The sequence below is a fragment of the Tropicibacter naphthalenivorans genome, from assembly GCF_900176475.1.
Lineage (GTDB): Bacteria > Pseudomonadota > Alphaproteobacteria > Rhodobacterales > Rhodobacteraceae > Tropicibacter > Tropicibacter naphthalenivorans.
This window is the reverse complement of the sequence record NZ_FWXX01000001.1, coordinates 237,797-258,537: the sequence shown is the minus strand read 5'-3', so window position 1 is coordinate 258,537 and position 20,741 is coordinate 237,797. Positions and strand designations below refer to the sequence as shown.

Here is a 20,741-nt window from a genome sequence, read left to right as displayed (position 1 = left end):
CACGGCCCGCGCACGCGACACCCTTTTCAGCGCGCCGCCAAAGCGTTAAGGGGCGGTAACCCTTGTGACAGGACGCCCCATGACCGACATCCCCCGCCTGATCCTTGGCTCTGGCAGCCCGCGCCGCCGCGAATTGCTTGCGCAGCTTGGCGTGGTGGCCGCCGACATCCGCCCGCCCGACATCAATGAGGACCCGCACCCCAGAGAGCTGCCGCGCCCCTATTGTGTGCGTCTGGCGGCGGAAAAGGCGCGCGCGATCCCGGCTGACCCGGACGAAATCGTGCTGTCTGCCGATACGACCGTGGCTTTGGGCCGCCGCATCCTTGGCAAACCTGCCGATGAAAAAGAGGCGGCGCAGTTCCTGACCATGCTGTCGGGGCGGCGCCACCGCGTCATCACCGCTGTCGCCGTGCGCAAGGGCGAGCAGCTTTGGCAGCGCGACGTGGTCACGCAGGTCCAGATGAAGACCCTGTCCAACGAGGAACTCAACGCTTACCTCCACAGCGGAGATTGGCAAGGCAAAGCAGGCGGTTACGCGATCCAAGGCCCCGCCAGCGCCTTTATCCCGTGGATCAACGGATCGTTTACCGCCGTGGTCGGTTTGCCCTTGGCAGAGACCGCCAACCTGTTAATCGCCGCAGGCTACCCGCTATATAAGGACCGCTCATGAAGGGGAATGTCATCGCTTTGGACCACTGGAACGGGCGCGAAGCTGCGGCCTTGATGGTGGACGGTCAGCTTGAGGATATCTTGATCGACGCGGATCTGCCGCGCCCCGGGACCATCTACCGCGCCACGGCGGATCGGCCTGTCAAAGGGCAGGGGGGGATGTTCCTGACGACCCCCGACGGCACCGCTTTTCTGCGGCAGGTCAAAGGGTTAAAGCCCGGTCAGTCGCTGCTCGTGCAGGTCACTGGCTATGCCGAGCCGGGCAAGGCGATCCCGGTCACGCAGCGCATTTTGTTCAAAAGCCGCTACGCGATCGTGACGCCGGAAAAGCCCGGCATCAACGTCTCGCGGCAGATCAAGGATGACGACATGCGCGAGGCGATCCTTGAGATTGCCCATGAGGCGCTGGCCGAAGTGCCCTTGCCGGAAAACGCCGGGCTGATCCTGCGCTCGTCCTGCGACCCGGATGAGGCCGACGCCCTGATGGATGACATTCTGGCGATGTCGACGCTGGCCCGCGATGTCTTGGCCGATGCGGACGGTCCGGCCGAGCTGCTGGTTGAGGGCGATGGCCCCCACGCGCTGGCGTGGCGCGAGTGGACGGACCCCGCCCAGATCGCCCCGGAACCCGGCAGTTTCGAAACGCACGGCGTGGCCGACGCGCTAGAGGCGCTCAGTTTTGACCGGGTGATCCTGCCCGGCGGCTACACGATGATCATCGAGCCGACCTCGGCGCTGGTGGCCATCGACATCAACACGGGCAATGACACCTCGCCCGCGGCGGGGCTCAAGGCGAACATGGCGGCGATGCGCGATTTGCCGCGGCAGCTGCGGCTGCGTGGGCTTGGCGGCCAGATCGTGATCGACCCCGCGCCTTGCCCGAAAAAAGACCGCCGCCAGCTGGAATCCATGCTCAAAGCGGCGCTGAAACGCGAGACGACAGAGACGATTGTCGCCGGTTGGACCACGCTGGGCCTGCTGGAATTGCAACGTAAACGCGACCGGATCGCGCTGAAGGCGCTGCTATGAGCTGTCCGATTTGCGCCAAGGACACCGATCCGAAATTCCGCCCCTTTTGCTCGCAACGCTGCGCGGATGTGGATCTGGCCAAGTGGCTGGGCGGCGATTACGCCATTCCGTCCAACGATCCCGAAGACCTTGAAAAGGCCGCTGACGCTGTCGAAGACGCGCTAAGCCAAGACCCCGAACGAAAGCCTCACTGAATGTTTGACGCCGCCCTGCTGGACCAGATCCGCGCCCGCTTTGCCCATGTGGACAGCTGCCCCTTTACCGGCGCTCGCATCTTTTTCGAAAACGCGGGCGGCGCGCTGACGCTGAAATCGGTGGTCGAGACGACCACGCGCTTTGCGGCGATCCCTGACAACCAAGGGCGCGACAACGCCGCTTCGCACGCTTTGGTGGATGTGATCACAAAATCCCGCGCCGATGCGATGCGGTTTTTCAACGCGTCCGAAGGCGCGGTTTTGTTTGGCGAAAGCGGCACAGAGCTGCTGTTCCGCCTGATTCAGGACGCCTGTCTGGGGGCGGGGCCGGGGATCGTTCTCGGCTCGACCGTCGAGCACCCGGCGTCGCGCAGTGCTTGCACCCGCTGGGCCGAAGTCTCTGGCCGCCAGTACATCCAAGTCCCGCATGACGACGCCACGGGGCAAGTGACGCCGCAGGCCTACGCCGAGCACGTGACGCCGGACACCGCCGTGGCGACGATCCTGCACACATCTCCGGTGACGGGCATGGCGATGGATCTGCCCGCCATTGCCGCCGCGATCCGTGCCAAAGCGCCGAATGCGCTGATCATCGTCGACGGCATCCAGCACGCTTGCCATGGCGGGATTGACGTCAGCGCGGCGGGGATCGATGGCTATGTCATCTCGCCTTACAAGGTGTTCTCGCGGCACGGGTATGGCATCGCCTGGGCCTCTGACCGGCTGACCGCGCTGCGCCACGACGCCCTGACCGGCGCGCCTGCGGGCCAGTGGGAACTGGGCACCCGCGACACCGGCGCCTATGCGACCTTCTCGGATGTGGTCGCCTATTTCGACTGGCTCGGCGGCACGCTCACCACAGACACCGACCCGCGCGCGCGTCTGACCGCCGCCGCAAAGGCGATCCACGCGCATGAACACGCCCTGACACAAGCGATGCTGCGCGGCATCGACAACCTGCCGGGCCTTACGGATTTGCCGGGCGTTCACATCATCGGCGGCGCAGACAATCCCGCGCGCGAAGGGCTGGTCTCCTTCTACTCGGACAGCGTCCCGACGGCGCAGATCGTCGCCGCGCTGAATGACGCGGGCATCCGCACCCACATCCGCAAGGCCGACCACTATTCGGGCAACATCCTGACCCCGTTAGGCCAACCCGACTGCGTGCGCGTCTCGCTGGCGCATTACAATAGCCCCGCCGAGGTGCGCAGTTTCCTGTCGGCGGTTCAGTCCATCCTTGCAGAGTAAGCCCCAAACCTTTCATCTTTCCCAAGATCCGACTTTCCCAAGATCCGCCGGGGTGCGGCCAAGCCTTGTCTTCGCGCGCCTCCCCCGGCACAGTCCCCCGCATGTCGTCCCAGCCTTTCCCCAGTCTTGCCAGCGTCGGCCTTGACGGGCTGCTTGTCCGTTTCGCCGACCACCTGTCCGAACCCGCGAACCGCGCGGCGCTGGCCTTTCGCGCGGCGCTGGAACGGGCCAACATTCCCCAGATCGAGGAAACCTCGACCTCGCTGGTCTCGACCTACGTTCGCTTTGATCCGCTGCACCTGCCGCTGGAGCGACTCGAGGCGCAGATCAAAGCGCTTCTTGCGGGGCAGGACTGGTACGCCGCCGAACTGCCCTCGGGCCGACGTTTGATCGAAATTCCAACGGTTTACGGCACCGATTTGGCGCCGCAACTGGCCGAGGCCGCGCGGCTGGCGGGCATGAGCGAGGCCGAGGCGATCACGTCGCTTTCCTCCGCGCGCACCCGTGTGACCACCATCGGGTTCGCCCCCGGTCAGCCCTATCTTGGCACCTTGCCAGAGCCGTGGGACATTCCGCGCCAAACCGGCCTGACGCCCAAGGTGCCGGTGGGCGCGCTGGTCGTGGCCATCCGCCAGTTCGTGCTGTTTTCCGTATCCACGCCAACGGGTTGGCGGCACATTGGCCAGACCGCCGCGCAGCTGTTTCAGCCCGACGCGGCAGAGCCGTTCTTGCTGCGCCCCGGCGATGAGGTCGTCTTTCCCGCCGTGCCGCGCGACGCCTTTGAGGCGCTGCAAGCTGACCCCATGGGCGGCATCCGCATGAGGCCGCTATGACCTTGATCGTCCACAGCGCGGGCCCCGGCGTCACGGTGCAGGATCTGGGCCGCCCTGGCTACCTCGCCCAAGGGCTGTCCCAAGGCGGGGCGGCCGACCGTCTGGCCCTTGCCGAAGGCGCGGCGCTGCTGGGTCAACCGATTGGAAATGCACTGGAAATGGCGGGCTTCGGCGGGCGTTTTCAAACCACGATCCCGCTGCGCATTGCGCTCAGCGGCGCGCCGATGCGAGCGACCGCTGATGGCGCGCCGTTGGCGTGGAACGCCTCGCACAGCCTGCCTGCTGGCGCGACCGTGGACATCGGCGGCGCGAGCACCGGCGTTTACGGCTATCTCACCGTTGGCGGCACCTTCGATCTGCCGCAGCATCTGGGCGCCACCAGCGCGCATCTCGCCGCGGGTCTGGGCCGTGTGATCACAAACGGCGATCACCTGCCGATCTCCGCCAAAGACGGCCCCTCTGGCCTGACGCTGCCGGTGGAAAACCGCCTTGAAGGGGGCATCTTGCGGGTGCTGCCCAGCCTGCAAACCGACCTGTTTCCCCAAGCCGAGCGTGCGCGTTTCGAGGCCGAGACCTTTACCCGCGATGCGCGGGGCAACCGGATGGGGCTGCGCGTGCTGCCGCAAACGCGTGGCTTTGGGCTGGACCACGGGCAGACGATCCTGTCCGAAGTGATCACCCCCGGCGACATCCAGATCCCCGGCGATGGCGCGCCCTATGTGTTGTTGGCCGAATGTCAGACGACCGGCGGCTACCCGCGAATCGGCACCGTTTTGCCCTGTGATTTGCCGCGCGTGGCGCAGGCCGGGCCGGGCGCACCGCTGCGCTTTCTTTTTGTGACGCGGGTCGAGGCGCTGACCGCCGAGACCGCCTATCGCGCGCATCTTGACCGCCTGCCGCGCAGCGCCGTGCCGCGGGTGCGCAACCCCGCCGATATCCCCGACCTGTTGTCCTACACTCTGATCAGCGGCGTGACCGCAGGAGACATGCCATGACGAAAACCGTCGATTTGAACGCCGATATGGGCGAAAGCTTTGGCCCCTGGGTCATGGGGCAGGACGCGGCGCTGCTAGAGGTGATCTCTTCGGCGAATATCGCCTGCGGGTTTCATGCGGGCGATCCGGATGTGATGGCGCAGACCATGGGGCTGGCGGCGCAAAAGGGCGTGGGCATCGGCGCGCATCCCGGTTTTCACGATCTGCAAGGGTTCGGGCGGCGGCGGATGCACCTGCCGGACAAGACCTTGCGGCACATGATCCAGTATCAGCTGGGCGCGGCGCAGGGGATCGCCCGCGCCGCCGGGGCGCAGGTGCGCCACCTCAAGTTGCACGGCGCTTTGGCCAATATGACGTCCGAAGATTTCGGTCTTGCGCAGGCCTGTTTCGGCGCCGCGCTGGAGGCCGCGCCAGAGATCATCATCATGGTTCTGGCCGCAACGCAGCAGCAACGCGCGGTCGAGCGGTTGGACTGTCTTTGGGCGGGCGAGATCTTTGCCGATCGGGCCTATAACGAGGATGCGACCTTGGTGGATCGCAGCTTGGCGGGGGCGGTGATCCACGATCCCCAAGAGGCCGCTCAGCGTGTCGTGAACATGGTTCAAGCTGGCGCCATCCTGCCCGCCAAGGGCGATCCGATCCCCGCCGCCGTGGACACGATTTGCTTGCACGGCGACGGAGAGACAGCTGTGACGATGGCGCAGGCCGTGCGCGCCGGACTGGCCGAGGCCGGTGTGACCATTCAGCCGTTCCAAGGGCGGCGCGGCGCGCTGTAACGGTTTAGTCCGGTGCTGCGCAGTCGGAAATTTTATCTGCGATATCAATGAGCAAGCTGGGGTAAAGCGATGCCCCCAGCTCGAGCGACGCGCCAAGCGGATCCAGTGTCGCCACCGGAATATCGCCGTCGGTGACCGCTCCCAAAAGACCCGACGTGGTCGCTTCGGTCAGTACGCAGGCGGGCGGCGTGGCCTCGAATGCGGCGCGCAGTTCGGCCAATCGGGCGGGGCCGGGGGCCGCGTCATCGCCGTTTGAAATCGCGCCAAGGACGGTCAGGTGAAAGGCGTCTTCGTAGTACTGAAAGGCGTCGTGAAAGATCGCCAGCGGGACATCGTGAACGGTGTTCAAGGCGCTTTCGGCCTGCGCGGTGGCGGCCTCGATTGTGCTCAGCGCTTCACGGTGGTTGCTGCGATAGGTCTCGGCGTTTGCGGGGTCTTGGGCGGCGAGCGCCTCGGTCAGCGCCGCCAGCCAGACGCCCGCGTTTTCAGGTGCGAGCCAGAGATGAGGGTCAATCTCTCCGCCGTGGTCGTGGTCGTGGCCGTGCCCGTGATCATTATGCCCGTCATCCGCGTGGTCATCATGCGCGTCTTCGATTGCAAAGACCGCCGCCTCGCGGAACGCCAGATAATGGGTGCCGTCCACCTCGGCCAACTCGACATGGAGCGCGCCGGGGGCGAGGGTGCCCACTTGCCGCGCAAGTTGCGGGGTTAGATGTTCTCCGATCAGGACGACCATATCGGCGTCGGCCAAGGCGCGCGCTTGCGACGGGCGCAAGGCAAAATCATGCGCCGATTCTCCGGGTGTTAGCAAAAGGTCAGCCTCACCCACGCCCTTGAGCAGCATCGACACCAGACTGTGCACGGGGGGAATGTCGGTGACAACCTTGGGCGCGTCGGCCTGCGCGGCGGTGCCACTGATCAACGCGGCTGTAAGAAAGAGGGTTTTGAGCATCGGACATTCACGCCTTGTGGTGTTATGATATAACGTAGCGGCTTGTTTATCGTTACAATGTAACATACACAAGGCCAAATTCAGGGAAGGTGCCATGGACCCGGTCGGTTTCGAAACACATGATCACGCGCATTGCATGGCTTCGGCGTTGGCCAAAGCCGAAGAGGAGTGCGCGGAAAAAGGGCTGCAATTGACCCCTGTGCGGCGGCGGGTGCTGGAAATCCTGCTCGAACAGCACCGGGCCTTGGGCGCCTACGACGTGCTGGAACATTTGCGCGCGGAAAAGCTGGGGTCGCAGCCGCCGGTGGCCTACCGGGCGCTGGATTTCCTTGTTTCTCATGGGTTTGCGCATCGAATCGAGCGTTTGAACGCCTTTATCGCCTGCTCTCATCCGGGAGAGCGGCACGCGCCGTGTTTCCTGATTTGTCGCGAATGCTCTGCGGTGGTCGAAGCGCCCGGTCGGCAGGCAGCACAGGCGCTGCGCGAGGCGGCGGCGCAGTTGGGTTTCGGCGTCGAACGTGTCGCCATCGAGGCCGAAGGGCTGTGTCCCGCCTGCGGGCCCGCCGCATGACGACGCTGGTCGAGGTCAAGGGGCTGACCGTGCGGGTCGGGGATCGGCCTGTGCTGGACAACGTGAACTTTGCCATGCAACCGCGTGAAATCGTGACGGTTGTTGGCCCGAACGGATCGGGGAAGTCGACCTTTCTGCGGTCGTTGATCGGCGCGGTAAAGCCGTCCAGCGGCAAGATCACGCGCAAAAAGGGGCTGCGTCTGGGCTATGTTCCGCAAGGGCTGCGGCTGGACCCGTCGTTGCCCATGACCGTGGACCGTTTTCTGAGCCTGCCAAGCCCCGTGCCTGCCGAAACCCGCGCTGCCGCGCTGGAAGAGGCCGGGGCCGCAGGCTTTGCCAACCAACAAATCGCCAGCCTGTCCGGCGGGCAGTTGCAGCGTGTTTTGCTTGCGCGCGCGTTGTTGAATGCGCCGCAGCTTTTGCTGCTGGACGAGCCGACGACAGGCTTGGATCAACCGGGGCAGGCGGCCTTCTACCGCAAGATCGAAGAGGTCCGCGATACGCTGGGCTGCGGTGTTCTGATGGTCAGTCACGAGCTGCACGTGGTCATGAGCGCCTCTGATCGGGTGATCTGTCTCAACGGTCACGTGTGCTGCGAAGGCCACCCCGAAGTCGTTGCGCAGGCTGAAGAATATCGCGCTCTGTTCGGCACGGGGACCAAGGGCGCGCTGGCGCTTTACCGGCACGAACACACGCATCACCACCACCACGAAGGGCCTTGCGATGCTGGATGATTTCTTGGCCCGCGCGGTCTTGGGCGCGGTGGGTGTGGCGCTGGCCGCTGCGCCCTTGGGCGTGTTCGTGGTGTGGCGGCGCATGGCCTATTTCGGCGATGCCACGGCCCATGCGGCGATTCTGGGCGTGGCGCTTGCCCTTGCCTTTGAACTGCCGATTTTCGCGGGCACCTTGGCCGTAGCGGTCGTGGTCGCCTTTATGGTGGCCAAGCTGACCGGCCGGGGATTCGGGGCCGATATGATCCTTGGGGTCGCCTCGCACAGCGCTTTGGCGATTGGGTTGGTCGCCGTGGCCTTTGCCCAAGGGCCAAGGCTGGACCTGCAAGCCTACCTGTTTGGTGACATTCTGGCCGTGGGCAAAGCCGATCTGGCGGTGATCTGGGGCGGCGCGGCGGCGGTTTTTGCCCTGATTGCATGGCGTTGGCGGGCGCTCTTGATGGCGACCGTATCCGAAGATCTGGCGTGGGCGTCGGGCGGCAATCCCGACCGCGAAGGGCGCATCCTGATGCTGGCGCTGGCTATCGTGGTGGCCGTGGCGATCAAGGTGGTAGGCGCTTTGCTGATCGGGGCTTTGCTGATCATCCCGGCAGCGGCGGCGCGGCCCTTTGCCCGCACGCCCGAGCAGATGGTTTTGGGGGCCATGGGCCTTGGCTGTCTTGCGTCGCTGGGCGGGCTGTGGGGCGCATGGGAATGGGATACGCCCGCTGGCCCCAGCATCGTCTGCGCGGCTGCAATCCTGTTCGCGCTGTCGCTGATCGCAAAGGGTGGGCGCGGGGCCTAAGCGCCCCGACCCAACTTCAGACATAACATGAACAACGCCCTATAGCCCCCTGAAGGGGCTACACATTTCAGAATGTCTGAGAGGGTAGAAATGGTGGGCGACCCTGGAATCGAACCAGGCGTGAGTCGCCTCGAGGGAGTTACAGTCCCCTGCCACACCTTGCGGCCTGTCGCCCACCGGGCACCGATCATCGTCGGCGTGGGGCGGGGAATACAGTCGCTCTAAACTGCCGTCAACAAGAAAAATCTGGCAATCGCGTCTTTTAGCTGCGAAGGGGGGATAACGGCTGACGGAGACGGAAAAATGGCGGAGAAACCGAAGTGGGTCATCGAAAAGGAACAGGCCAAACGCGCAGCGGCGGCAGAGACCGTCTGGCTGTTCGGTCTGCACGCGGTGCGCGATGCGCTGATGAACCCGAAACGGGTGAAACTGCGGTTGGTTCTGACGCGCAACGCCGCGGCCAAGCTTGAAGACGCCATCGCCGCCAGCGGGATGGAGCCTGAAATCCACGATCCGCGCAAATTCAAGGTGCCGATTGACCCGCAGTCGGTGCACCAGGGTGCGGCGCTCGAGGTCAAACCGCTTGATTGGGGCCGTCTCGAAGACGTGGCGATCGCCGCCGAAGGGCATCTGCGCCTTGTTTTGTTGGACCGCGTGACCGATCCGCACAATGTCGGGGCGATTCTGCGCTCTGCCGAGGTGTTCGGCGCGCAGGCGGTGATCGGCACGCGCCACAACTCGGCCCCCGAAACCGGCGCTTTGGCGAAAACCGCCAGCGGCGCGCTGGAGCGCCAGCCCTACCTGCGTGAAAAGAACCTTGCTGATACCATTATCTCTTTGCAAAAGCTGGGGTATTTGGTCCTTGGCCTTGATGGCGAAGCCGAGCAGACCATCGACGAGGCGCTCGACGGGAAACGCGACCGCCCCATCGCCCTGGTTCTTGGGGCCGAAGGACCGGGCCTGCGCCAAAAGACCAAGGAAACCGTCGATCAGCTGGTGAAAATCCCCTTTGCGGGCGAATTCGGCTCTCTCAACGTGTCGAATGCGGCGGCGGTGGCGCTGTATGCGGCGCGCGGCTGACTTGAGATCGGGGGCACGCGCCCCCATCTAAGGCCCATGAAAAACACCAAGATCGCCACTTGTACCTATTGCGGCACCCGTGCGGCGCTGGTTTTGACCGGCGACACGCAGCACGAACTGGCCTGCGCGTCCTGTGGTGCTCCCTTGCACGACATGAAAAGCCTCAAGGCCGAATCAAAGCCCAAGCCCTTGAAACCGCACAAACAAAAGCTGCCCAAACCCCAGAAAAAGCAGAAGAAAAAGAAAAGCCTCGGGCAACGCTTTCTGGGTGAGGCATTTGACCTCATCGAAGATATCTTTGACTGACGGCTCGGCTCTGGCCTTTGGTCCTGACAAGGCGTAACCATTTGGTAACGTTGTTGGAGGTCCCATGCCTGATTTCGAAACCCCCGGACCCGTCGAAGAGAACCTGCGCGATGCGATCTCTTCTATTGAGGACATCATCGAAGATGCGCGCAACGGGCGTATGTTCATCCTCGTTGACCACGAAGACCGCGAAAACGAAGGCGATCTGGTGATTCCCGCGCAATGGGCGACGCCGGACGTGGTGAATTTCATGGCTTTGTACGGGCGCGGGCTGATCTGCCTGTCGATGACCCAGGCGCGCGTCGAAGAGCTGGGGCTCGAGTTGATGTCGACGAACAACTCGTCCCGGCATGAGACCGCGTTTACCACGTCGATTGAGGCGCGCGAGGGCGTGACCACCGGGATTTCCGCCGCTGACCGGGCACGCACGATCCAGGTCGCGATTGACGCGGGCAAAGGCGCGGCGGACATTGCGACGCCGGGGCATATCTTTCCGCTGCGCGCGCGCGATGGCGGGGTCTTGGTCCGCGCCGGTCATACCGAAGCTGCCGTCGACGTCTCGCGCCTTGCGGGGCTGAACCCGGCGGGGGTGATCTGCGAGATCATGAATGACGACGGCAGCATGGCGCGCCTGCCCGAACTGGTCGCCTTTGGCCAGAAACACGGGCTGAAAATCGGCACGATTTCCGACCTGATCGCCTATCGCCGTCGCCACGATAACCTTGTGGCGGTGCGGTCTCAGGAAACCATTCAATCCGAGTTTGGCGGCGAATGGGACATGCGGATTTACACCGACACCGCCCATGGGGACGAGCATATCGTCTTGATCAAAGGCGATATTTCCGGCGACGATCCGGTGCTGGTGCGGATGCACGCGTTGGACCCGATGCTGGATATGGTTGGCGCTGGCCCCGCTGGGCGCGCCTTTGAATTCAGCACCGCGATGAAAACGGTGGCCGAGGCCGGGCGCGGCGTTGTCGTGCTGCTGCGCGACACCTCGATGAAGCTGGACGCCGGGGCCCAAGCCTCTGGCACGCTGCGGCAATACGGGCTTGGCGCGCAGATCCTGTCGTCGCTGGGCCTGTCCAAGCTGATTCTGCTGACCAATTCGGCCCAGCCCAAGGTGATCGCGCTGGACGGCTACGGTCTGGAAATCGTTGGAACTCAGAAAATCTCGGAGCAAGGTTAATGGCCATTGGCGAAACCCATCACACGTTGGAGCGCCCGACGTTCGACCGCGCGCCCAAGATCCTGATCGTCGTTGCGCCCTACTACAAGGACATCGCCGACCAGCTGGTCAAAGGTGCCGAGGCCGAGATCGAGGCTTGCGGCGGTTTCCACGAGACGATCCAAGTGCCCGGCGCGTTGGAAGTGCCCACGGCCATTGGCATCGCGGAGCGCATGTCGAATTTCGACGGGTATGTCGCGCTTGGCTGCGTGATCCGCGGTGAGACGACCCATTACGACACGGTCTGCAACGACAGCTCGCGCGCGCTGACGCTGCTGGGGCTGCAAGGTCTGTGCATCGGTAACGGAATCCTTACGGTCGAAAATTACAAACAGGCCGAAGTGCGCGCCGAAGCGGCCGGGCAAAACAAGGGGGGCGGGGCGGCTGCTGCGGCCTTGCATCTGATCGCGCTTGCTCGTAAGTGGGGCGGTCCGCGCAGCGGGGTGGGATTCACTCCGGCGCGGGACGAGTATCAGATCGCATCCGCAGGCAAGGGACCGACCGTCACATGACCCAGCTTTCCGGCAACCAAAAGCGCAAGATGAAAAGCGCCAGCCGCCTTTACGCGGTGCAAGCGCTGTTTCAGATGGAACAATCCGATGCGGGCCTTGACCGCGTGCGGAACGAGTTTCTGGACTATCGCTTTGGGGCCGAGACGCCGGATGGCGATGAAATGGTCGAGGGCGATATCAAGCTGTTCTCGCAGATCTTGGAAACCGCGGTCAGCTATCAGGCCAAGATCGACCAGATGACCGACCGCGCCATCGTCGCCAAGTGGAAGATTGACCGGATCGATTCCGTTCTGCGGGCACTGTTCCGCGCCGCTGGCGCTGAGTTTGTGGAAACCGACACGCCGCCCAAGGTTATCATCGTCGAATACATGGACGTCTGCACCGCCTTCTTCCCCGAGGGCAAAGAGGCGCGGTTCGTGAACGCCGTTCTGGATCACATGGCCCGCGAGGCGCGCCCCGAGGCGTTCTGAACGCGGTTCAAAAGTGGTTTTCCTGACATGCCCTCGCAGTTGCGGGGGCATTTTCTTTGGGCAAGGCTTTGCCTGCGGCGTCAGATGGGCTTGAAACCCGGCCATTGCGATATATCATTGATATGGAATGCAAGGAGACGCCCAATGCCCAAGCTCATCCGAATGTACATCACTCAGGTTATCGCAGGTTTCGGCCTGTCGGCGCTGTTTGTCGGCGCGCTGCTTTGGTTCAACGTTGCCAACCTGTGGCATTTGGTAAGCGGTTCTGACGCGGGGGTCGTGGCAGCCGTGATGCTTTGGGTCTTTAACGGGATCGTCTTTGCCGGGGTGCAATTCGGGATCGCCATCATGCGTATGGGCGACGACGATAGGCCTGCGGGCGGGAAGCGTGTGGCGATGACGCCCGTGCCGGTCAAGGTTGCGGCAGAGCGTCCGTCGAACGTGCGGATGTTCGAACGCCGCTGAACACGGTTCATATTTGGATTGAACAAGGTTCAACATGTGGGGCCGTCCGGTGGGGCGGCCTTTTTCTTTAGCATTTGGAATGAGTTGGTTGGGACAAGGCCCTCTCTGTGCGGCTGTCACGTTTCTGCGAAACATGACCTTGCCGCTCGTCGCACAAACCCGGAGGTTTGTGTTTGATGTTAGGACAAGGCCCTTACTGTGCGGCTGTCACGTTTCTTTGAAACATGACCTTGCCGCCCGTCGCACAAACCCGGAGGTTTGTGTTTGATGCTGGGACAAGGCCCTCTCTGTGTGGCTGTCACGTTTCCTTTGGAAACATGACCTTGCCACGCGTCGCACAAACCCGGAGGTTTGTGTTTGATGCTGGGACAAGGCCCTCTCTGTGTGGCTGTCACGTTTCCTTTGGAAACACGACCTTGCCACGCGTCGCACAAACCCGGAGGTTTGTGCGACGGGAACCACCTCAACCGTGTGAGCAGTGCATTCCCGAGGACCTGTATATACAGGTGGGCGCCAGGTAACGAAGCCACGGCAACGCCAGAGCCAGCTCCCTCGGATTTGCTTAAGGCCACCGGAATGTGCCCGTTCACGTGAAGGGCAGAACCCGCCGAGGCCTTAGGTAGGGTGCCGACAGGGCACTGACAAGGGCTTAGCCATCCGCGGCAGAGACTATTTTATACTCGGTCAGCTGCTCGGGCAGAAGGATATAAATCTCGTCCGCCGGGGTGGTCATCGCGTGCTGCATCACCGCCGGGTCGATGCCCATTTCAAGCAGGTAAGACATGACTTCGGCCTGTCCGCGCTGGATGTCTTCGATGGCGATAAAGGCGGGCAACAGGGTGTTTTCACCAAAACTATGCTGGTGCACGCCGATGGATGCCCCCTCAGCCGCTGTGCGCGTCTCGCCGCCCGAAAACAGGTAAGGGCAGGCAGAATAACAGATTTCTCCGGCCAGGATTTCGGTGTCGATGCCGCTGGCGCGCAAGTGACGACCGAGCTCCAGCGCGTCTTGCACCGACCCGCCGGGCGATTGCAGCACCAGCCGACCGATCGGAGGCTCGGCCTCGTCGATCTGGGCGATCAGGCGCGGGGCGTCTTCGGGCGCGATGGTGCCTTCAAGCCGCCATGTGCCTTCTTCCAGCGTCAGGGTCAGGCGGTCGGGCAACGTGCCGGGGTTTCGCGCGGGCTGGACCGAGGGGCGATCGCGGTCCGGGGTGTAGGTGCGGCGCTGGTCGCCGGGGCGCACGGGCTGGGTAAGGCGCGGCGCGTCCGGCGCAAAGGAGGGCAGGGACAGCGGGCTGCCCTTCATGTCGCCAAGGATGAGCAGCCCGCCGATCCCGAGTTGAAAGATCAGCACCGCCGAGAGGGTGCGGGCGATGGATTTTGCGTTCATTGCGGACCTCCTTGGGCCTGCGGGACGGCGCTCTTTCTGCGAAAGTCGCCCCGCCCACCGTCCCCGGCGATCATGCGCGGTCCTCCGATGTGGGCTCTGACGCAGGTGCGTCTACAGGCGCGTCTTCGGCGGGCTTCATCGCCATGGTGCTTTCGACCTCGCGCAGGGCGGTCACGGCGGCGCGCAGCTCGGCCAGGGTCAGGGTGTCTTCGACGCCTGCGCCTTCGCGACCATTGCGAATCGCGCCTTGGGTGATCGCAAGGATAAAGACCAGAACGGCGGGCAACAGGTCGATGGCGATCGCCCCGGCCCAGCTGGGCACAAAGTTGCGTGCGTAGAGAATCACTGCGTCCGCCGACGAAATCGGGGTGTAGGTCACGTCGATGGGCGGGGTCATGGCTTGGACGTTTTGCGCGGCGCGCTCGAGTGTGGCGGCGCGCTGGCCGAGGACTTCAAGGACCGAGGTGATCGTCGCGGCCTGGTCGCTGCGGCCCGCTTCGGTCGATCCGTCCAGCTCGGGCAGGACCACCGATTCGGCCAGATCCTGCGCGGCCCGTTCCACCAAGGGCGCGACGGACAGCTGGCGCAGCTGGGTGATCAGCCCTTGCAGGCGCACGGCGGCTTCGGAAAATTCGACGGAGCGCGCTTCGACGCTGCCGGGTTCGACGGTCAGGGCGCGCATCCGCGACAGGATCGTGTTGCCTTCGATAAAGGCGTTGTCGACCAAAGGGGTTTGCGCCGCGATCTGGGTTTCCAAAGCGCTGAGTTCAGACGCTTTTTGGCGCAGCACGCGGAACACGGCGCCGCGCCCCGCAAGGCCCGAAAGCGAGCCTGCGGCCTCTTGCTCTGACAGATCCTCGAACGACTGGCGGGTGCGCGACACATCGCGTTCCAACGCCTGCGCCGACAGGGCGATTTCGTGAGAGCGTTCAAGGGCTTGCTGGTATTCCTGCACGGTCTGCGCGAGGTGCTGTTCGACTGCGGCGGACCCGGCCAGTGCTGCCGCGTTCAGCCAGCTTGACATGGCGACAATCGCAAGGCTGCCGGCCCCCATGGCGGCCATTAACCCTGCTCTGGCGCGGGCCGAGCGGACGGCGGGGAACAGCCGCATCAGGTAGGACCAGAACACGAAGATGCCGACCGACACAGCTGTCGAATAGGCGATCGCTGCGAACACCGACATGGCGCCGTTTTCGTCCAGCAGGGATGAGACGCCTAAGTAGGTGTAAATGCCTGAGGCAACAGCCAAAACCCCCAGCGCCGTGCCAGAGAAGGTTTCAAGCCAAGTGAGGTGGGATTCGAGTTCGCGGGCATACCGCACGCCCCGCGCTTCGGCGCGGGAAAGGTGGGATTCGGACATGGACGCTCCTACTGTTCGCGGGAACAACTTAGGCGTTAAATTAATGATTGTTAGCCTTTGCGCCGCAGGGCTTGCATTTGTTCACGGATTGTTCATCTTTGTGAGCATGGAATTGCGCAACGAACAGATGATGCCGGGGCAGCTTTTGGCGCGGGGTGTGTGTCGGCATCTGATCACCCATGGCTTTGTAACCATTGAGGAATTCGTGCCCGACAGGGGGTTGCGGATGGACGTGCTCGCGCTTGGCCCCAAGGGCGAACTGTGGTGTGTCGAATGCAAATCCAGCCGCGCCGACTTTCAAAGCGACAGCAAGTGGGAGGGGTATTTACCCTTTTGCGACAGGTATTTCTGGGCCGTTGACCAAGATTTCCCAACCGAGCTGTTGCCCGAAGGCACGGGGCTGATCATTGCGGACGCCTATGACGCCGAGATTATCCGCATGTCGCCAGAGGATAAACTGCCCGCCGCCCGGCGGACAAAGCTGACCCGGAAATTCGCGATCCACGCGGCGCGCAGGCTGCAAGCTTTGCGCGACCCGGATGCCCGTTTGTCGTTCTGAAATAAACGCTTAGCGCTTGGTCTTTGCGGCGGTTCGCGCCGCAGCGATGATCTCTTCGGCGATCTCTTCGGCCTCATCGGGCAGAAAATCCATCGGGATTTCCAAATCACCCGCCGCGATGAACAGGCGGACCATGCCTTGGTCGGTCGGACCGATCTGAAGGTTGGCTTCGATGTCGCGTTCGTCGTTAATGCCCATGGTGCTCACCGCCTGTGTAAAGGTTCTAGGCGCATAGCGCCGCGCGGCCGATTTTGCAAGCGAGCCAACCCGCCACGTGCATTTGTGCGAAAAAAGCTGCGATTTGAGGGTTGCAATCACCCGGCGCACTTTGTACATCCGCGCCAGTGCCGCCTTAGCTCAGTTGGTTAGAGCGCCTGATTGTGGATCAGGAGGTCCCCCGTTCGAGCCGGGGAGGTGGTACCACTCCCCCCGACTTGATGATGCTATTGCTGCTGTCTTCGCAGAGCAGGGTTATAGCCTAACCTTGCCGGTTATATTCGTCGCCGTGAGAATCGTGTTCGACAGGTAAAGGTTCACATCGTACAGACCGGTGATGGTGACATTCTTTGTTCCACGGATCGGGATGAAGTGCTTGTTGCTGCGGTCCCGCATGGCGTAGACGCATATCGGGAAACCGGAAATCGGTTCGCATTCGGGCGGGTCCAGCAATTGCACGCTGTCATGGATTTTCTGTGCCACCTCGGCAAGCGGATCACCGTGATCCAACCAGCACCCAAAGCCGCTCTCGCGCAGATCTCCGGCCTCGAGACACTTGGCATATTCATCAAGCGTGTCTTCGTAGTAATCCATCTGGTCGCGGAGGTCAGTCTGGTCGTGGTTCTGAAGGTAATCCTGGACATCCTTTTGCGGTATTACAAAGCCTTTGGTTTTGATCCGGATGATGTACTCGTCGTAATTGTCACATTATGTCAAAACGTCTTCGGGCAGTTTGTCCAAGAGTTCTGCCTTTATGGGGAAGTTGCGGGAGTCTTTGTTGTTGTGCCAATCCCGGTCGTCCTGCACGTCGGTCACTTCCAGGCAACTCTCTTTGTTGTCCTGCAATTTTTGGTAAAACCATTCGTCAGTCCACCGCGCTGGCGGTCTGTGGTTCGGCGTTATGAAAGCCTGAATTTTCTTGGGGTCCGGTTCGTATTCAAGGATGCCCTGGCTGTCCCATAAAACAATGCGTTTGGGGGCCGTTGGATCGGTGGCCGCATCGGGGTTGGGTTTTGTAATCTGAAGCCCGCCCCAATAGGTGATGTCGAGGGTCGCCTCGGTTCTGTTGGGCTGGTCTGGCGTCTTCCATATCGGTTCGTCATCATGGTTCTTGAGGACCAGTTGGCCGTCTTGGAAAGCGTAGCTGGCAATGTGGCCGTTTATAACAGGGTCGGCAATCGTTTGGTACATGCCCCAGACAACGTCCCCGCCCGGTTTACGAACGACAAGATTTTTGTTCGGCAACATCACGGCCTCATACAGCATGTTTTCCGGTGTCGGCGTCTCAAAGTCGCTGTACATCCCGATTTGTCCGATCGGGATATCCTGTTTGTCCTCGCTGATGAGGATATCAGCATGAAGGCTGCTTGATAAAAGGCAGTCGCCAATGGCGGCCAGGGTGTTAATTTTTATCTTCAAATGCTCCGGGGTGAAAAATCCAGTTCCCGCAGCTTCTACTTGAACATGATTCTGGCAAAGAGATTTCTCGCCGCTCGGTGGGGAATTACGGAAAATTCCCGTCGCACAGATGTGGCACGGCGGTTAAATCCGTGCGCAGTTCACTCGGGCGTGGCTTGCAGGCCGCGGGTCATCGCCGTCACCAGCGCCGCGATTTCTGATTTCAAAACGTCCGCTGGAACGCCCACGAAACGCCCTTGCAGCGACAAGAGCACCACGCCGTGAACGGCGGCAAAGGTGGTGCGGGCGCGCAAGATCAAGGCGTCTTTGTCCAGATCGGGCCGCAGTTTTCCCAGCGTGGGCAAGAGCACCTCGATCAAGACCGCGTGGTCTTTTTTATGCCAGTCAGGGGCGTCCACGCCCGGGGGCAGGCGATGTTCAAACAGCGCGATCCATAGGTTGCGGTTGCGCGTGGCGAAATCCGCATAGGCCGAGGCCAGCGCCTGCATGGTATCGACCGGGGCCGCCTTTGGGGGCAGGGCGATGCGCAGCTCGGTCCCCAGGTTGTTCAGCGTGCGCGAGTTCACATGCAGCACCAGCATGTCCAGATCCTGCACCGCATTATAAAGCGCGCCCAAAGCACAGCCCGCCCGTGTGGTCACCGCCCGCGCTTTGAGCCCGGCAAGCCCGTGTTCGATAATCTCGGCCTCGGCGGCGTCAATCAGTCGTTTGAGCAGATCGGCGCGCTTTTCTTCGCGAGTGTTTCCCATTTCGTGCCCCATTGTTTCCGTGAACGATGTTCAGAAAAAGCTTGAACGACGTTCACGCGTTTGCTACCTGTAGTTCATGAACAATGTTCATAACGATGGAGAGACAGATGTTCAAGATGATGACGACCCTGATCCGCAGCCGTTCCTATGACGCGGCAGAGATGATCACCGATGCCAATGCCCTGCCGATCCTGCGCCAACAATTGCGCGACGCGGCGGACGGATTGGAAAAATCCAAGCGCTCTGTGGCGGTTGTGATGGCCTACTGTGCCCGCGAACGGAAAAACGCTCAGCGGATTGCCGGACAGATTGCTGACCTCGAGACGCGCGCCATGTCCGCCCTCGCTCAGGGGCGCGAGGATCTGGCGATCGAAGCGGCGTCGGCCATTGCCGACCTCGAAGCCGAGCGCGCCGCCGTCGAGAAATCTATCGCGCATTACGACACGGAAATTACCAAGCTGCGCGAACAGGTTTCCCTTTCGGAACAACGCCTTCGTGCGCTTCAGCGGGGCAAGCAAATCGCCGATGCGGCTGACCGCACCCACCGCCTGCGCGGGTCGACCTGCGACGGTGTTATGGCATCCTTGCGCGAAGCGGAATCCATGCTGGATCGCCTCAACACGCGCCATGAGCACGCCGACGAAGTCGAAATCGCCCTGACCGAACTGAACATCAGCAGCAGCGCCGAGACGGTGTCTGCCCGACTGGCAGCGGCGGGATGTGGGGCCCCTGTGCGCGCTCAGGCCGCCGACGTTCTGGCCCGCCTGCGCGCCCAAGTCGATTGACGCAAAAGGGCGTCAGTTTTCCACGCAGGCGCCCTTTATTCGCCTTAAACGTGATCCACCCTGCGCCCATCGCGGGTAAACAAAACCTTAAATTCGGAGAATTCTCATGACCACTTACGCCCCCAAAGTCTCGAACGCCTGGAACCTTTTCACCTATTTCATGTTCGGCACCGCCGCCGTCATGATGGCCGGCGGGATCTGGTCGCTCGACGCCAGCTTTTCCGCAAAAGGCTACTACGCCATGTCGGCCCTGATGCTGGTCTACACCACCGCTTCGATCACCAAGGTGTTGCGCGACAAAGAAGAATCCGACCGCATCTACAACAAGATCGAAGACGCCAAGACAGAGCGCCTTCTCGCCGAAGCCTCGCGCGACGAGTATTGAACCGACCGGGCGGGGGACACCCGCCCGCCGTTTCCTGCACAAGGACCGCCCCGATGACCCGCTTGTTCCGCTATGCTTTTCACCTGTTGTTTGCCGTCCTGCTGATCGCCTTCGCAGCCTGGAGCGTCACCGCCTTTAGGTTGCACCTGTCCGGCATTGGTCTGGCACTCGCGCTTGGCAGCCTCGCTCTTGCGGTTGTGGCGGCGGGTGTCATACGGCTGCGCTCTCGGCGCAAAGGCTGGGCGGTTCTGGCCATCGCCGTGCTGGCTGTCGCGAGTTGGTACCAGACGATCCGCCCGCAGGAGCACCGCGACTGGGCCGTGGATGTTTCGCGCGGGGTGCAGGCGCGTGTCGATGGCGATGCGATCACTTTGAACAACGTTCGCGATTTCAAATGGACCTCTGCCAGCGACGCGGATGCGCAATGGATCAGCGCAACCTACGACCTTGATCAGTTGGAAACCGTCGACATGCTGACTTCGGTCTGGGACAGCCCCGACATCGCGCATCTGCTGGTCAGCTTTGGGTTCGCAGGCGGGCAGCAGGTTGCCTTTTCCGTGGAAATCCGCCGCGAAGCCGATGAAATCTTTAATGAAATCGGGGGGTTCTTTCGCCAGTTCGAACTGGTCCTGATCGCCGCCACCGAAGACGACATTGTCCGTCTGCGCACCAATCATCGCGGCGAAGATGTCAGCCTGTTCCCGGTCAACCTGACGCCTGAGCAACGTAGAACGATGTTCATGTCCTATGTCGAGCTGGCCCAAAAACTGGAAAACCGCCCGCAATTCTACAACACGCTTGGCGCCAACTGCACGACGGTGGTCTACGGACTGGCGCAAAGCCTCAAGCCCGATCTGCCGCTCGATTGGCGTTTGGTTTTGTCGGGGAACCTGCCGGAATACCTGGATGACCTCGGCGTTTTGGGCGGGCAGGGCGATATGACCCAGCGCCGCGCCGCCGCCAAGATCAGCGAGCGCGCCATGGCCCACGGTGACGGCCCCGGCTTTTCCGCCGCCATACGCCCCTGAAACA

At 62.5% G+C, this 20,741-nt stretch carries 27 protein-coding genes, 2 tRNA genes and 1 other RNA gene; 21 read left to right on the top strand and 9 right to left on the bottom strand.

The genetic code is table 11. From position 1 onward, the window contains the following. Nucleotides 1-79 precede the first annotated feature (79 nt). The 7 genes from B9A11_RS01225 to B9A11_RS01195 all read left to right on the top strand — a co-directional run bounded on the left by B9A11_RS01225 (nucleotide 80) and on the right by B9A11_RS01195 (nucleotide 5,744). Nucleotides 80-670 carry a Maf family protein gene (locus B9A11_RS01225; protein WP_058246155.1) on the top strand — a complete coding sequence of 197 codons (591 nt, stop codon included), beginning with the start codon at nucleotides 80-82 and terminating at the stop codon, nucleotides 668-670. Beyond that, a complete protein-coding gene (locus B9A11_RS01220; protein WP_058246156.1) occupies nucleotides 667-1,698 on the top strand; it encodes a ribonuclease E/G in 1,032 nt (343 codons plus the stop codon). The genes B9A11_RS01225 and B9A11_RS01220 overlap by 4 nt, the downstream gene beginning before the upstream one ends. Continuing rightward, on the top strand, nucleotides 1,695-1,892 hold the full coding sequence (locus tag B9A11_RS01215) for a DNA gyrase inhibitor YacG (protein WP_058246157.1): 198 nt from the start codon (nucleotides 1,695-1,697) through the stop codon (nucleotides 1,890-1,892). Before B9A11_RS01220 ends, B9A11_RS01215 begins: the two co-directional genes overlap by 4 nt. Beyond that, nucleotides 1,893-3,140 (top strand): aminotransferase class V-fold PLP-dependent enzyme, encoded by a 1,248-nt coding sequence (locus B9A11_RS01210; protein ID WP_058246158.1) that lies wholly within the window; start codon nucleotides 1,893-1,895, stop codon nucleotides 3,138-3,140. It abuts the gene before it with no gap. 101 nt (nucleotides 3,141-3,241) lie between these two features. After that, entirely contained in the window at nucleotides 3,242-3,973 is a 732-nt protein-coding gene (locus B9A11_RS01205; protein WP_058246159.1) for a 5-oxoprolinase subunit B family protein, read from the top strand. Beyond that, nucleotides 3,970-4,968: a 5-oxoprolinase subunit C family protein gene (locus B9A11_RS01200; protein ID WP_058246160.1), complete on the top strand. Its 999-nt coding sequence runs from the start codon at nucleotides 3,970-3,972 to the stop codon at nucleotides 4,966-4,968. The genes B9A11_RS01205 and B9A11_RS01200 overlap by 4 nt, the downstream gene beginning before the upstream one ends. Beyond that, nucleotides 4,965-5,744: a LamB/YcsF family protein gene (locus tag B9A11_RS01195; RefSeq protein WP_058246161.1), complete on the top strand. Its 780-nt coding sequence runs from the start codon at nucleotides 4,965-4,967 to the stop codon at nucleotides 5,742-5,744. The genes B9A11_RS01200 and B9A11_RS01195 overlap by 4 nt, the downstream gene beginning before the upstream one ends. Before the next feature lie 4 nt (nucleotides 5,745-5,748). Here the strand turns inward: B9A11_RS01195 and B9A11_RS01190 are convergent, their stop codons facing one another. After that, nucleotides 5,749-6,696, bottom strand: coding sequence for a zinc ABC transporter substrate-binding protein (locus B9A11_RS01190; RefSeq protein WP_058246162.1), 948 nt, complete (start codon nucleotides 6,694-6,696; stop codon nucleotides 5,749-5,751). A gap of 94 nt (nucleotides 6,697-6,790) precedes the next feature. Here B9A11_RS01190 and B9A11_RS01185 point away from each other — a divergent pair, with 94 nt between their 5' ends. From B9A11_RS01185 to B9A11_RS01175, 3 genes are read left to right on the top strand one after another with little or no spacing between them, the layout of a single operon-like run. Then, nucleotides 6,791-7,267 carry a transcriptional repressor gene (locus tag B9A11_RS01185; RefSeq protein ID WP_058246163.1) on the top strand — a complete coding sequence of 159 codons (477 nt, stop codon included), beginning with the start codon at nucleotides 6,791-6,793 and terminating at the stop codon, nucleotides 7,265-7,267. Further along, nucleotides 7,264-8,001 carry an ATP-binding cassette domain-containing protein gene (locus B9A11_RS01180; protein ID WP_058246164.1) on the top strand — a complete coding sequence of 246 codons (738 nt, stop codon included), beginning with the start codon at nucleotides 7,264-7,266 and terminating at the stop codon, nucleotides 7,999-8,001. Before B9A11_RS01185 ends, B9A11_RS01180 begins: the two co-directional genes overlap by 4 nt. Continuing rightward, the gene (locus tag B9A11_RS01175; RefSeq protein WP_058246165.1) at nucleotides 7,991-8,782 is read left to right on the top strand and encodes a metal ABC transporter permease; all 792 of its coding nucleotides are present in this window, start codon (nucleotides 7,991-7,993) and stop codon (nucleotides 8,780-8,782) included. The genes B9A11_RS01180 and B9A11_RS01175 overlap by 11 nt, the downstream gene beginning before the upstream one ends. A 91-nt stretch (nucleotides 8,783-8,873) precedes the next feature. Here the strand turns inward: B9A11_RS01175 and B9A11_RS21315 are convergent. After that, nucleotides 8,874-8,957 (bottom strand) — tRNA-Tyr (locus B9A11_RS21315). 128 nt (nucleotides 8,958-9,085) lie between these two features. Between B9A11_RS21315 and rlmB the strand changes: the two genes are divergently transcribed. The 6 genes from rlmB (at nucleotide 9,086) to B9A11_RS01145 (ending at nucleotide 12,843) form a co-directional block, all read left to right on the top strand. After that, nucleotides 9,086-9,862: a 23S rRNA (guanosine(2251)-2'-O)-methyltransferase RlmB gene (gene rlmB / locus B9A11_RS01170; RefSeq protein ID WP_058246166.1), complete on the top strand. Its 777-nt coding sequence runs from the start codon at nucleotides 9,086-9,088 to the stop codon at nucleotides 9,860-9,862. 36 nt (nucleotides 9,863-9,898) lie between these two features. Further along, nucleotides 9,899-10,168, top strand: a complete 270-nt coding sequence (locus B9A11_RS01165) for a hypothetical protein (RefSeq protein ID WP_058246167.1) — start codon at nucleotides 9,899-9,901, stop codon at nucleotides 10,166-10,168. Between the two features lie 64 nt (nucleotides 10,169-10,232). Then, a complete protein-coding gene (ribB, locus tag B9A11_RS01160; RefSeq protein WP_058246168.1) occupies nucleotides 10,233-11,357 on the top strand; it encodes a 3,4-dihydroxy-2-butanone-4-phosphate synthase in 1,125 nt (374 codons plus the stop codon). Further along, nucleotides 11,357-11,908: a 6,7-dimethyl-8-ribityllumazine synthase gene (locus tag B9A11_RS01155; RefSeq protein ID WP_058246169.1), complete on the top strand. Its 552-nt coding sequence runs from the start codon at nucleotides 11,357-11,359 to the stop codon at nucleotides 11,906-11,908. The genes ribB and B9A11_RS01155 overlap by 1 nt, the downstream gene beginning before the upstream one ends. Further along, nucleotides 11,905-12,378, top strand: coding sequence for a transcription antitermination factor NusB (gene nusB, locus B9A11_RS01150; protein ID WP_058246170.1), 474 nt, complete (start codon nucleotides 11,905-11,907; stop codon nucleotides 12,376-12,378). The genes B9A11_RS01155 and nusB overlap by 4 nt, the downstream gene beginning before the upstream one ends. Before the next feature lie 144 nt (nucleotides 12,379-12,522). Next, nucleotides 12,523-12,843: a hypothetical protein gene (locus B9A11_RS01145; RefSeq protein ID WP_058246171.1), complete on the top strand. Its 321-nt coding sequence runs from the start codon at nucleotides 12,523-12,525 to the stop codon at nucleotides 12,841-12,843. A 451-nt stretch (nucleotides 12,844-13,294) separates the two neighbouring features. Here the strand turns inward: B9A11_RS01145 and ssrS are convergent. From ssrS to B9A11_RS01135, 3 genes are all read right to left on the bottom strand, one after another. Then, a non-coding RNA gene (ssrS, locus tag B9A11_RS22660) (6S RNA) lies at nucleotides 13,295-13,450 on the bottom strand. Nucleotides 13,451-13,492: 42 nt separating this feature from the next. Next, nucleotides 13,493-14,236 carry a COG3904 family protein gene (locus B9A11_RS01140; protein ID WP_058246172.1) on the bottom strand — a complete coding sequence of 248 codons (744 nt, stop codon included), beginning with the start codon at nucleotides 14,234-14,236 and terminating at the stop codon, nucleotides 13,493-13,495. A gap of 70 nt (nucleotides 14,237-14,306) precedes the next feature. After that, nucleotides 14,307-15,596 (bottom strand): hypothetical protein, encoded by a 1,290-nt coding sequence (locus tag B9A11_RS01135; RefSeq protein WP_058246173.1) that lies wholly within the window; start codon nucleotides 15,594-15,596, stop codon nucleotides 14,307-14,309. Nucleotides 15,597-15,726: 130 nt separating this feature from the next. Between B9A11_RS01135 and B9A11_RS01130 the strand changes: the two genes are divergently transcribed. Continuing rightward, nucleotides 15,727-16,155, top strand: coding sequence for an MmcB family DNA repair protein (locus B9A11_RS01130; RefSeq protein WP_083499759.1), 429 nt, complete (start codon nucleotides 15,727-15,729; stop codon nucleotides 16,153-16,155). Nucleotides 16,156-16,164: 9 nt separating this feature from the next. Here B9A11_RS01130 and B9A11_RS01125 read toward each other — a convergent pair whose 3' ends face one another. Then, nucleotides 16,165-16,353, bottom strand: a complete 189-nt coding sequence (locus B9A11_RS01125) for a DUF6324 family protein (RefSeq protein ID WP_058246430.1) — start codon at nucleotides 16,351-16,353, stop codon at nucleotides 16,165-16,167. A 148-nt stretch (nucleotides 16,354-16,501) separates the two neighbouring features. Between B9A11_RS01125 and B9A11_RS01120 the strand changes: the two genes are divergently transcribed. Next, nucleotides 16,502-16,578, top strand: a tRNA-His gene (locus tag B9A11_RS01120). A 48-nt stretch (nucleotides 16,579-16,626) separates the two neighbouring features. On the opposite strand, the gene B9A11_RS01115 is transcribed toward B9A11_RS01120, so the two are convergent. The 3 genes from B9A11_RS01115 to B9A11_RS01105 all read right to left on the bottom strand — a co-directional run bounded on the left by B9A11_RS01115 (nucleotide 16,627) and on the right by B9A11_RS01105 (nucleotide 18,539). Then, nucleotides 16,627-16,965: a hypothetical protein gene (locus tag B9A11_RS01115; RefSeq protein WP_058246174.1), complete on the bottom strand. Its 339-nt coding sequence runs from the start codon at nucleotides 16,963-16,965 to the stop codon at nucleotides 16,627-16,629. Between the two features lie 114 nt (nucleotides 16,966-17,079). Then, the gene (locus tag B9A11_RS01110; RefSeq protein ID WP_058246175.1) at nucleotides 17,080-17,790 is read right to left on the bottom strand and encodes a hypothetical protein; all 711 of its coding nucleotides are present in this window, start codon (nucleotides 17,788-17,790) and stop codon (nucleotides 17,080-17,082) included. Nucleotides 17,791-17,930: 140 nt separating this feature from the next. Then, nucleotides 17,931-18,539 carry a TetR/AcrR family transcriptional regulator gene (locus tag B9A11_RS01105; protein WP_058246431.1) on the bottom strand — a complete coding sequence of 203 codons (609 nt, stop codon included), beginning with the start codon at nucleotides 18,537-18,539 and terminating at the stop codon, nucleotides 17,931-17,933. Between the two features lie 107 nt (nucleotides 18,540-18,646). Between B9A11_RS01105 and B9A11_RS01100 the strand changes: the two genes are divergently transcribed. From B9A11_RS01100 to B9A11_RS01090, 3 genes are all read left to right on the top strand, one after another. After that, entirely contained in the window at nucleotides 18,647-19,324 is a 678-nt protein-coding gene (locus B9A11_RS01100; RefSeq protein ID WP_058246176.1) for a PspA/IM30 family protein, read from the top strand. A gap of 106 nt (nucleotides 19,325-19,430) precedes the next feature. After that, entirely contained in the window at nucleotides 19,431-19,709 is a 279-nt protein-coding gene (locus B9A11_RS01095) for a YiaA/YiaB family inner membrane protein (protein ID WP_058246177.1), read from the top strand. Nucleotides 19,710-19,762: 53 nt separating this feature from the next. After that, entirely contained in the window at nucleotides 19,763-20,737 is a 975-nt protein-coding gene (locus B9A11_RS01090) for an Lnb N-terminal periplasmic domain-containing protein (protein ID WP_058246178.1), read from the top strand. Nucleotides 20,738-20,741 lie beyond the last annotated feature (4 nt).

What these genes read in the sequence shown, in the direction of transcription:
- B9A11_RS01135 (WP_058246173.1), bottom strand. Translation starts at nt 15,596, where the DNA reads ATGTCCGAATCCCACCTTTCCCGCGCCGAAGCGCGGGGCGTGCGGTAT.
- B9A11_RS01125 (WP_058246430.1), bottom strand. Translation starts at nt 16,353, where the DNA reads ATGGGCATTAACGACGAACGCGACATCGAAGCCAACCTTCAGATCGGT.
- B9A11_RS01145 (WP_058246171.1), top strand. Translation starts at nt 12,523, where the DNA reads ATGCCCAAGCTCATCCGAATGTACATCACTCAGGTTATCGCAGGTTTC.
- B9A11_RS01215 (WP_058246157.1), top strand. Translation starts at nt 1,695, where the DNA reads ATGAGCTGTCCGATTTGCGCCAAGGACACCGATCCGAAATTCCGCCCC.
- B9A11_RS01220 (WP_058246156.1), top strand. Translation starts at nt 667, where the DNA reads ATGAAGGGGAATGTCATCGCTTTGGACCACTGGAACGGGCGCGAAGCT.
- B9A11_RS01105 (WP_058246431.1), bottom strand. Translation starts at nt 18,539, where the DNA reads ATGGGAAACACTCGCGAAGAAAAGCGCGCCGATCTGCTCAAACGACTG.
- B9A11_RS01180 (WP_058246164.1), top strand. Translation starts at nt 7,264, where the DNA reads ATGACGACGCTGGTCGAGGTCAAGGGGCTGACCGTGCGGGTCGGGGAT.
- B9A11_RS01130 (WP_083499759.1), top strand. Translation starts at nt 15,727, where the DNA reads ATGCCGGGGCAGCTTTTGGCGCGGGGTGTGTGTCGGCATCTGATCACC.
- B9A11_RS01140 (WP_058246172.1), bottom strand. Translation starts at nt 14,236, where the DNA reads ATGAACGCAAAATCCATCGCCCGCACCCTCTCGGCGGTGCTGATCTTT.
- B9A11_RS01115 (WP_058246174.1), bottom strand. Translation starts at nt 16,965, where the DNA reads ATGGATTACTACGAAGACACGCTTGATGAATATGCCAAGTGTCTCGAG.
- B9A11_RS01165 (WP_058246167.1), top strand. Translation starts at nt 9,899, where the DNA reads ATGAAAAACACCAAGATCGCCACTTGTACCTATTGCGGCACCCGTGCG.
- B9A11_RS01095 (WP_058246177.1), top strand. Translation starts at nt 19,431, where the DNA reads ATGACCACTTACGCCCCCAAAGTCTCGAACGCCTGGAACCTTTTCACC.
- B9A11_RS01190 (WP_058246162.1), bottom strand. Translation starts at nt 6,696, where the DNA reads ATGCTCAAAACCCTCTTTCTTACAGCCGCGTTGATCAGTGGCACCGCC.
- nusB (WP_058246170.1), top strand. Translation starts at nt 11,905, where the DNA reads ATGACCCAGCTTTCCGGCAACCAAAAGCGCAAGATGAAAAGCGCCAGC.
- B9A11_RS01185 (WP_058246163.1), top strand. Translation starts at nt 6,791, where the DNA reads ATGGACCCGGTCGGTTTCGAAACACATGATCACGCGCATTGCATGGCT.
- B9A11_RS01210 (WP_058246158.1), top strand. Translation starts at nt 1,893, where the DNA reads ATGTTTGACGCCGCCCTGCTGGACCAGATCCGCGCCCGCTTTGCCCAT.
- B9A11_RS01100 (WP_058246176.1), top strand. Translation starts at nt 18,647, where the DNA reads ATGTTCAAGATGATGACGACCCTGATCCGCAGCCGTTCCTATGACGCG.
- B9A11_RS01175 (WP_058246165.1), top strand. Translation starts at nt 7,991, where the DNA reads ATGCTGGATGATTTCTTGGCCCGCGCGGTCTTGGGCGCGGTGGGTGTG.
- B9A11_RS01195 (WP_058246161.1), top strand. Translation starts at nt 4,965, where the DNA reads ATGACGAAAACCGTCGATTTGAACGCCGATATGGGCGAAAGCTTTGGC.
- B9A11_RS01090 (WP_058246178.1), top strand. Translation starts at nt 19,763, where the DNA reads ATGACCCGCTTGTTCCGCTATGCTTTTCACCTGTTGTTTGCCGTCCTG.
- B9A11_RS01225 (WP_058246155.1), top strand. Translation starts at nt 80, where the DNA reads ATGACCGACATCCCCCGCCTGATCCTTGGCTCTGGCAGCCCGCGCCGC.
- B9A11_RS01205 (WP_058246159.1), top strand. Translation starts at nt 3,242, where the DNA reads ATGTCGTCCCAGCCTTTCCCCAGTCTTGCCAGCGTCGGCCTTGACGGG.
- rlmB (WP_058246166.1), top strand. Translation starts at nt 9,086, where the DNA reads ATGGCGGAGAAACCGAAGTGGGTCATCGAAAAGGAACAGGCCAAACGC.
- B9A11_RS01200 (WP_058246160.1), top strand. Translation starts at nt 3,970, where the DNA reads ATGACCTTGATCGTCCACAGCGCGGGCCCCGGCGTCACGGTGCAGGAT.
- B9A11_RS01155 (WP_058246169.1), top strand. Translation starts at nt 11,357, where the DNA reads ATGGCCATTGGCGAAACCCATCACACGTTGGAGCGCCCGACGTTCGAC.
- ribB (WP_058246168.1), top strand. Translation starts at nt 10,233, where the DNA reads ATGCCTGATTTCGAAACCCCCGGACCCGTCGAAGAGAACCTGCGCGAT.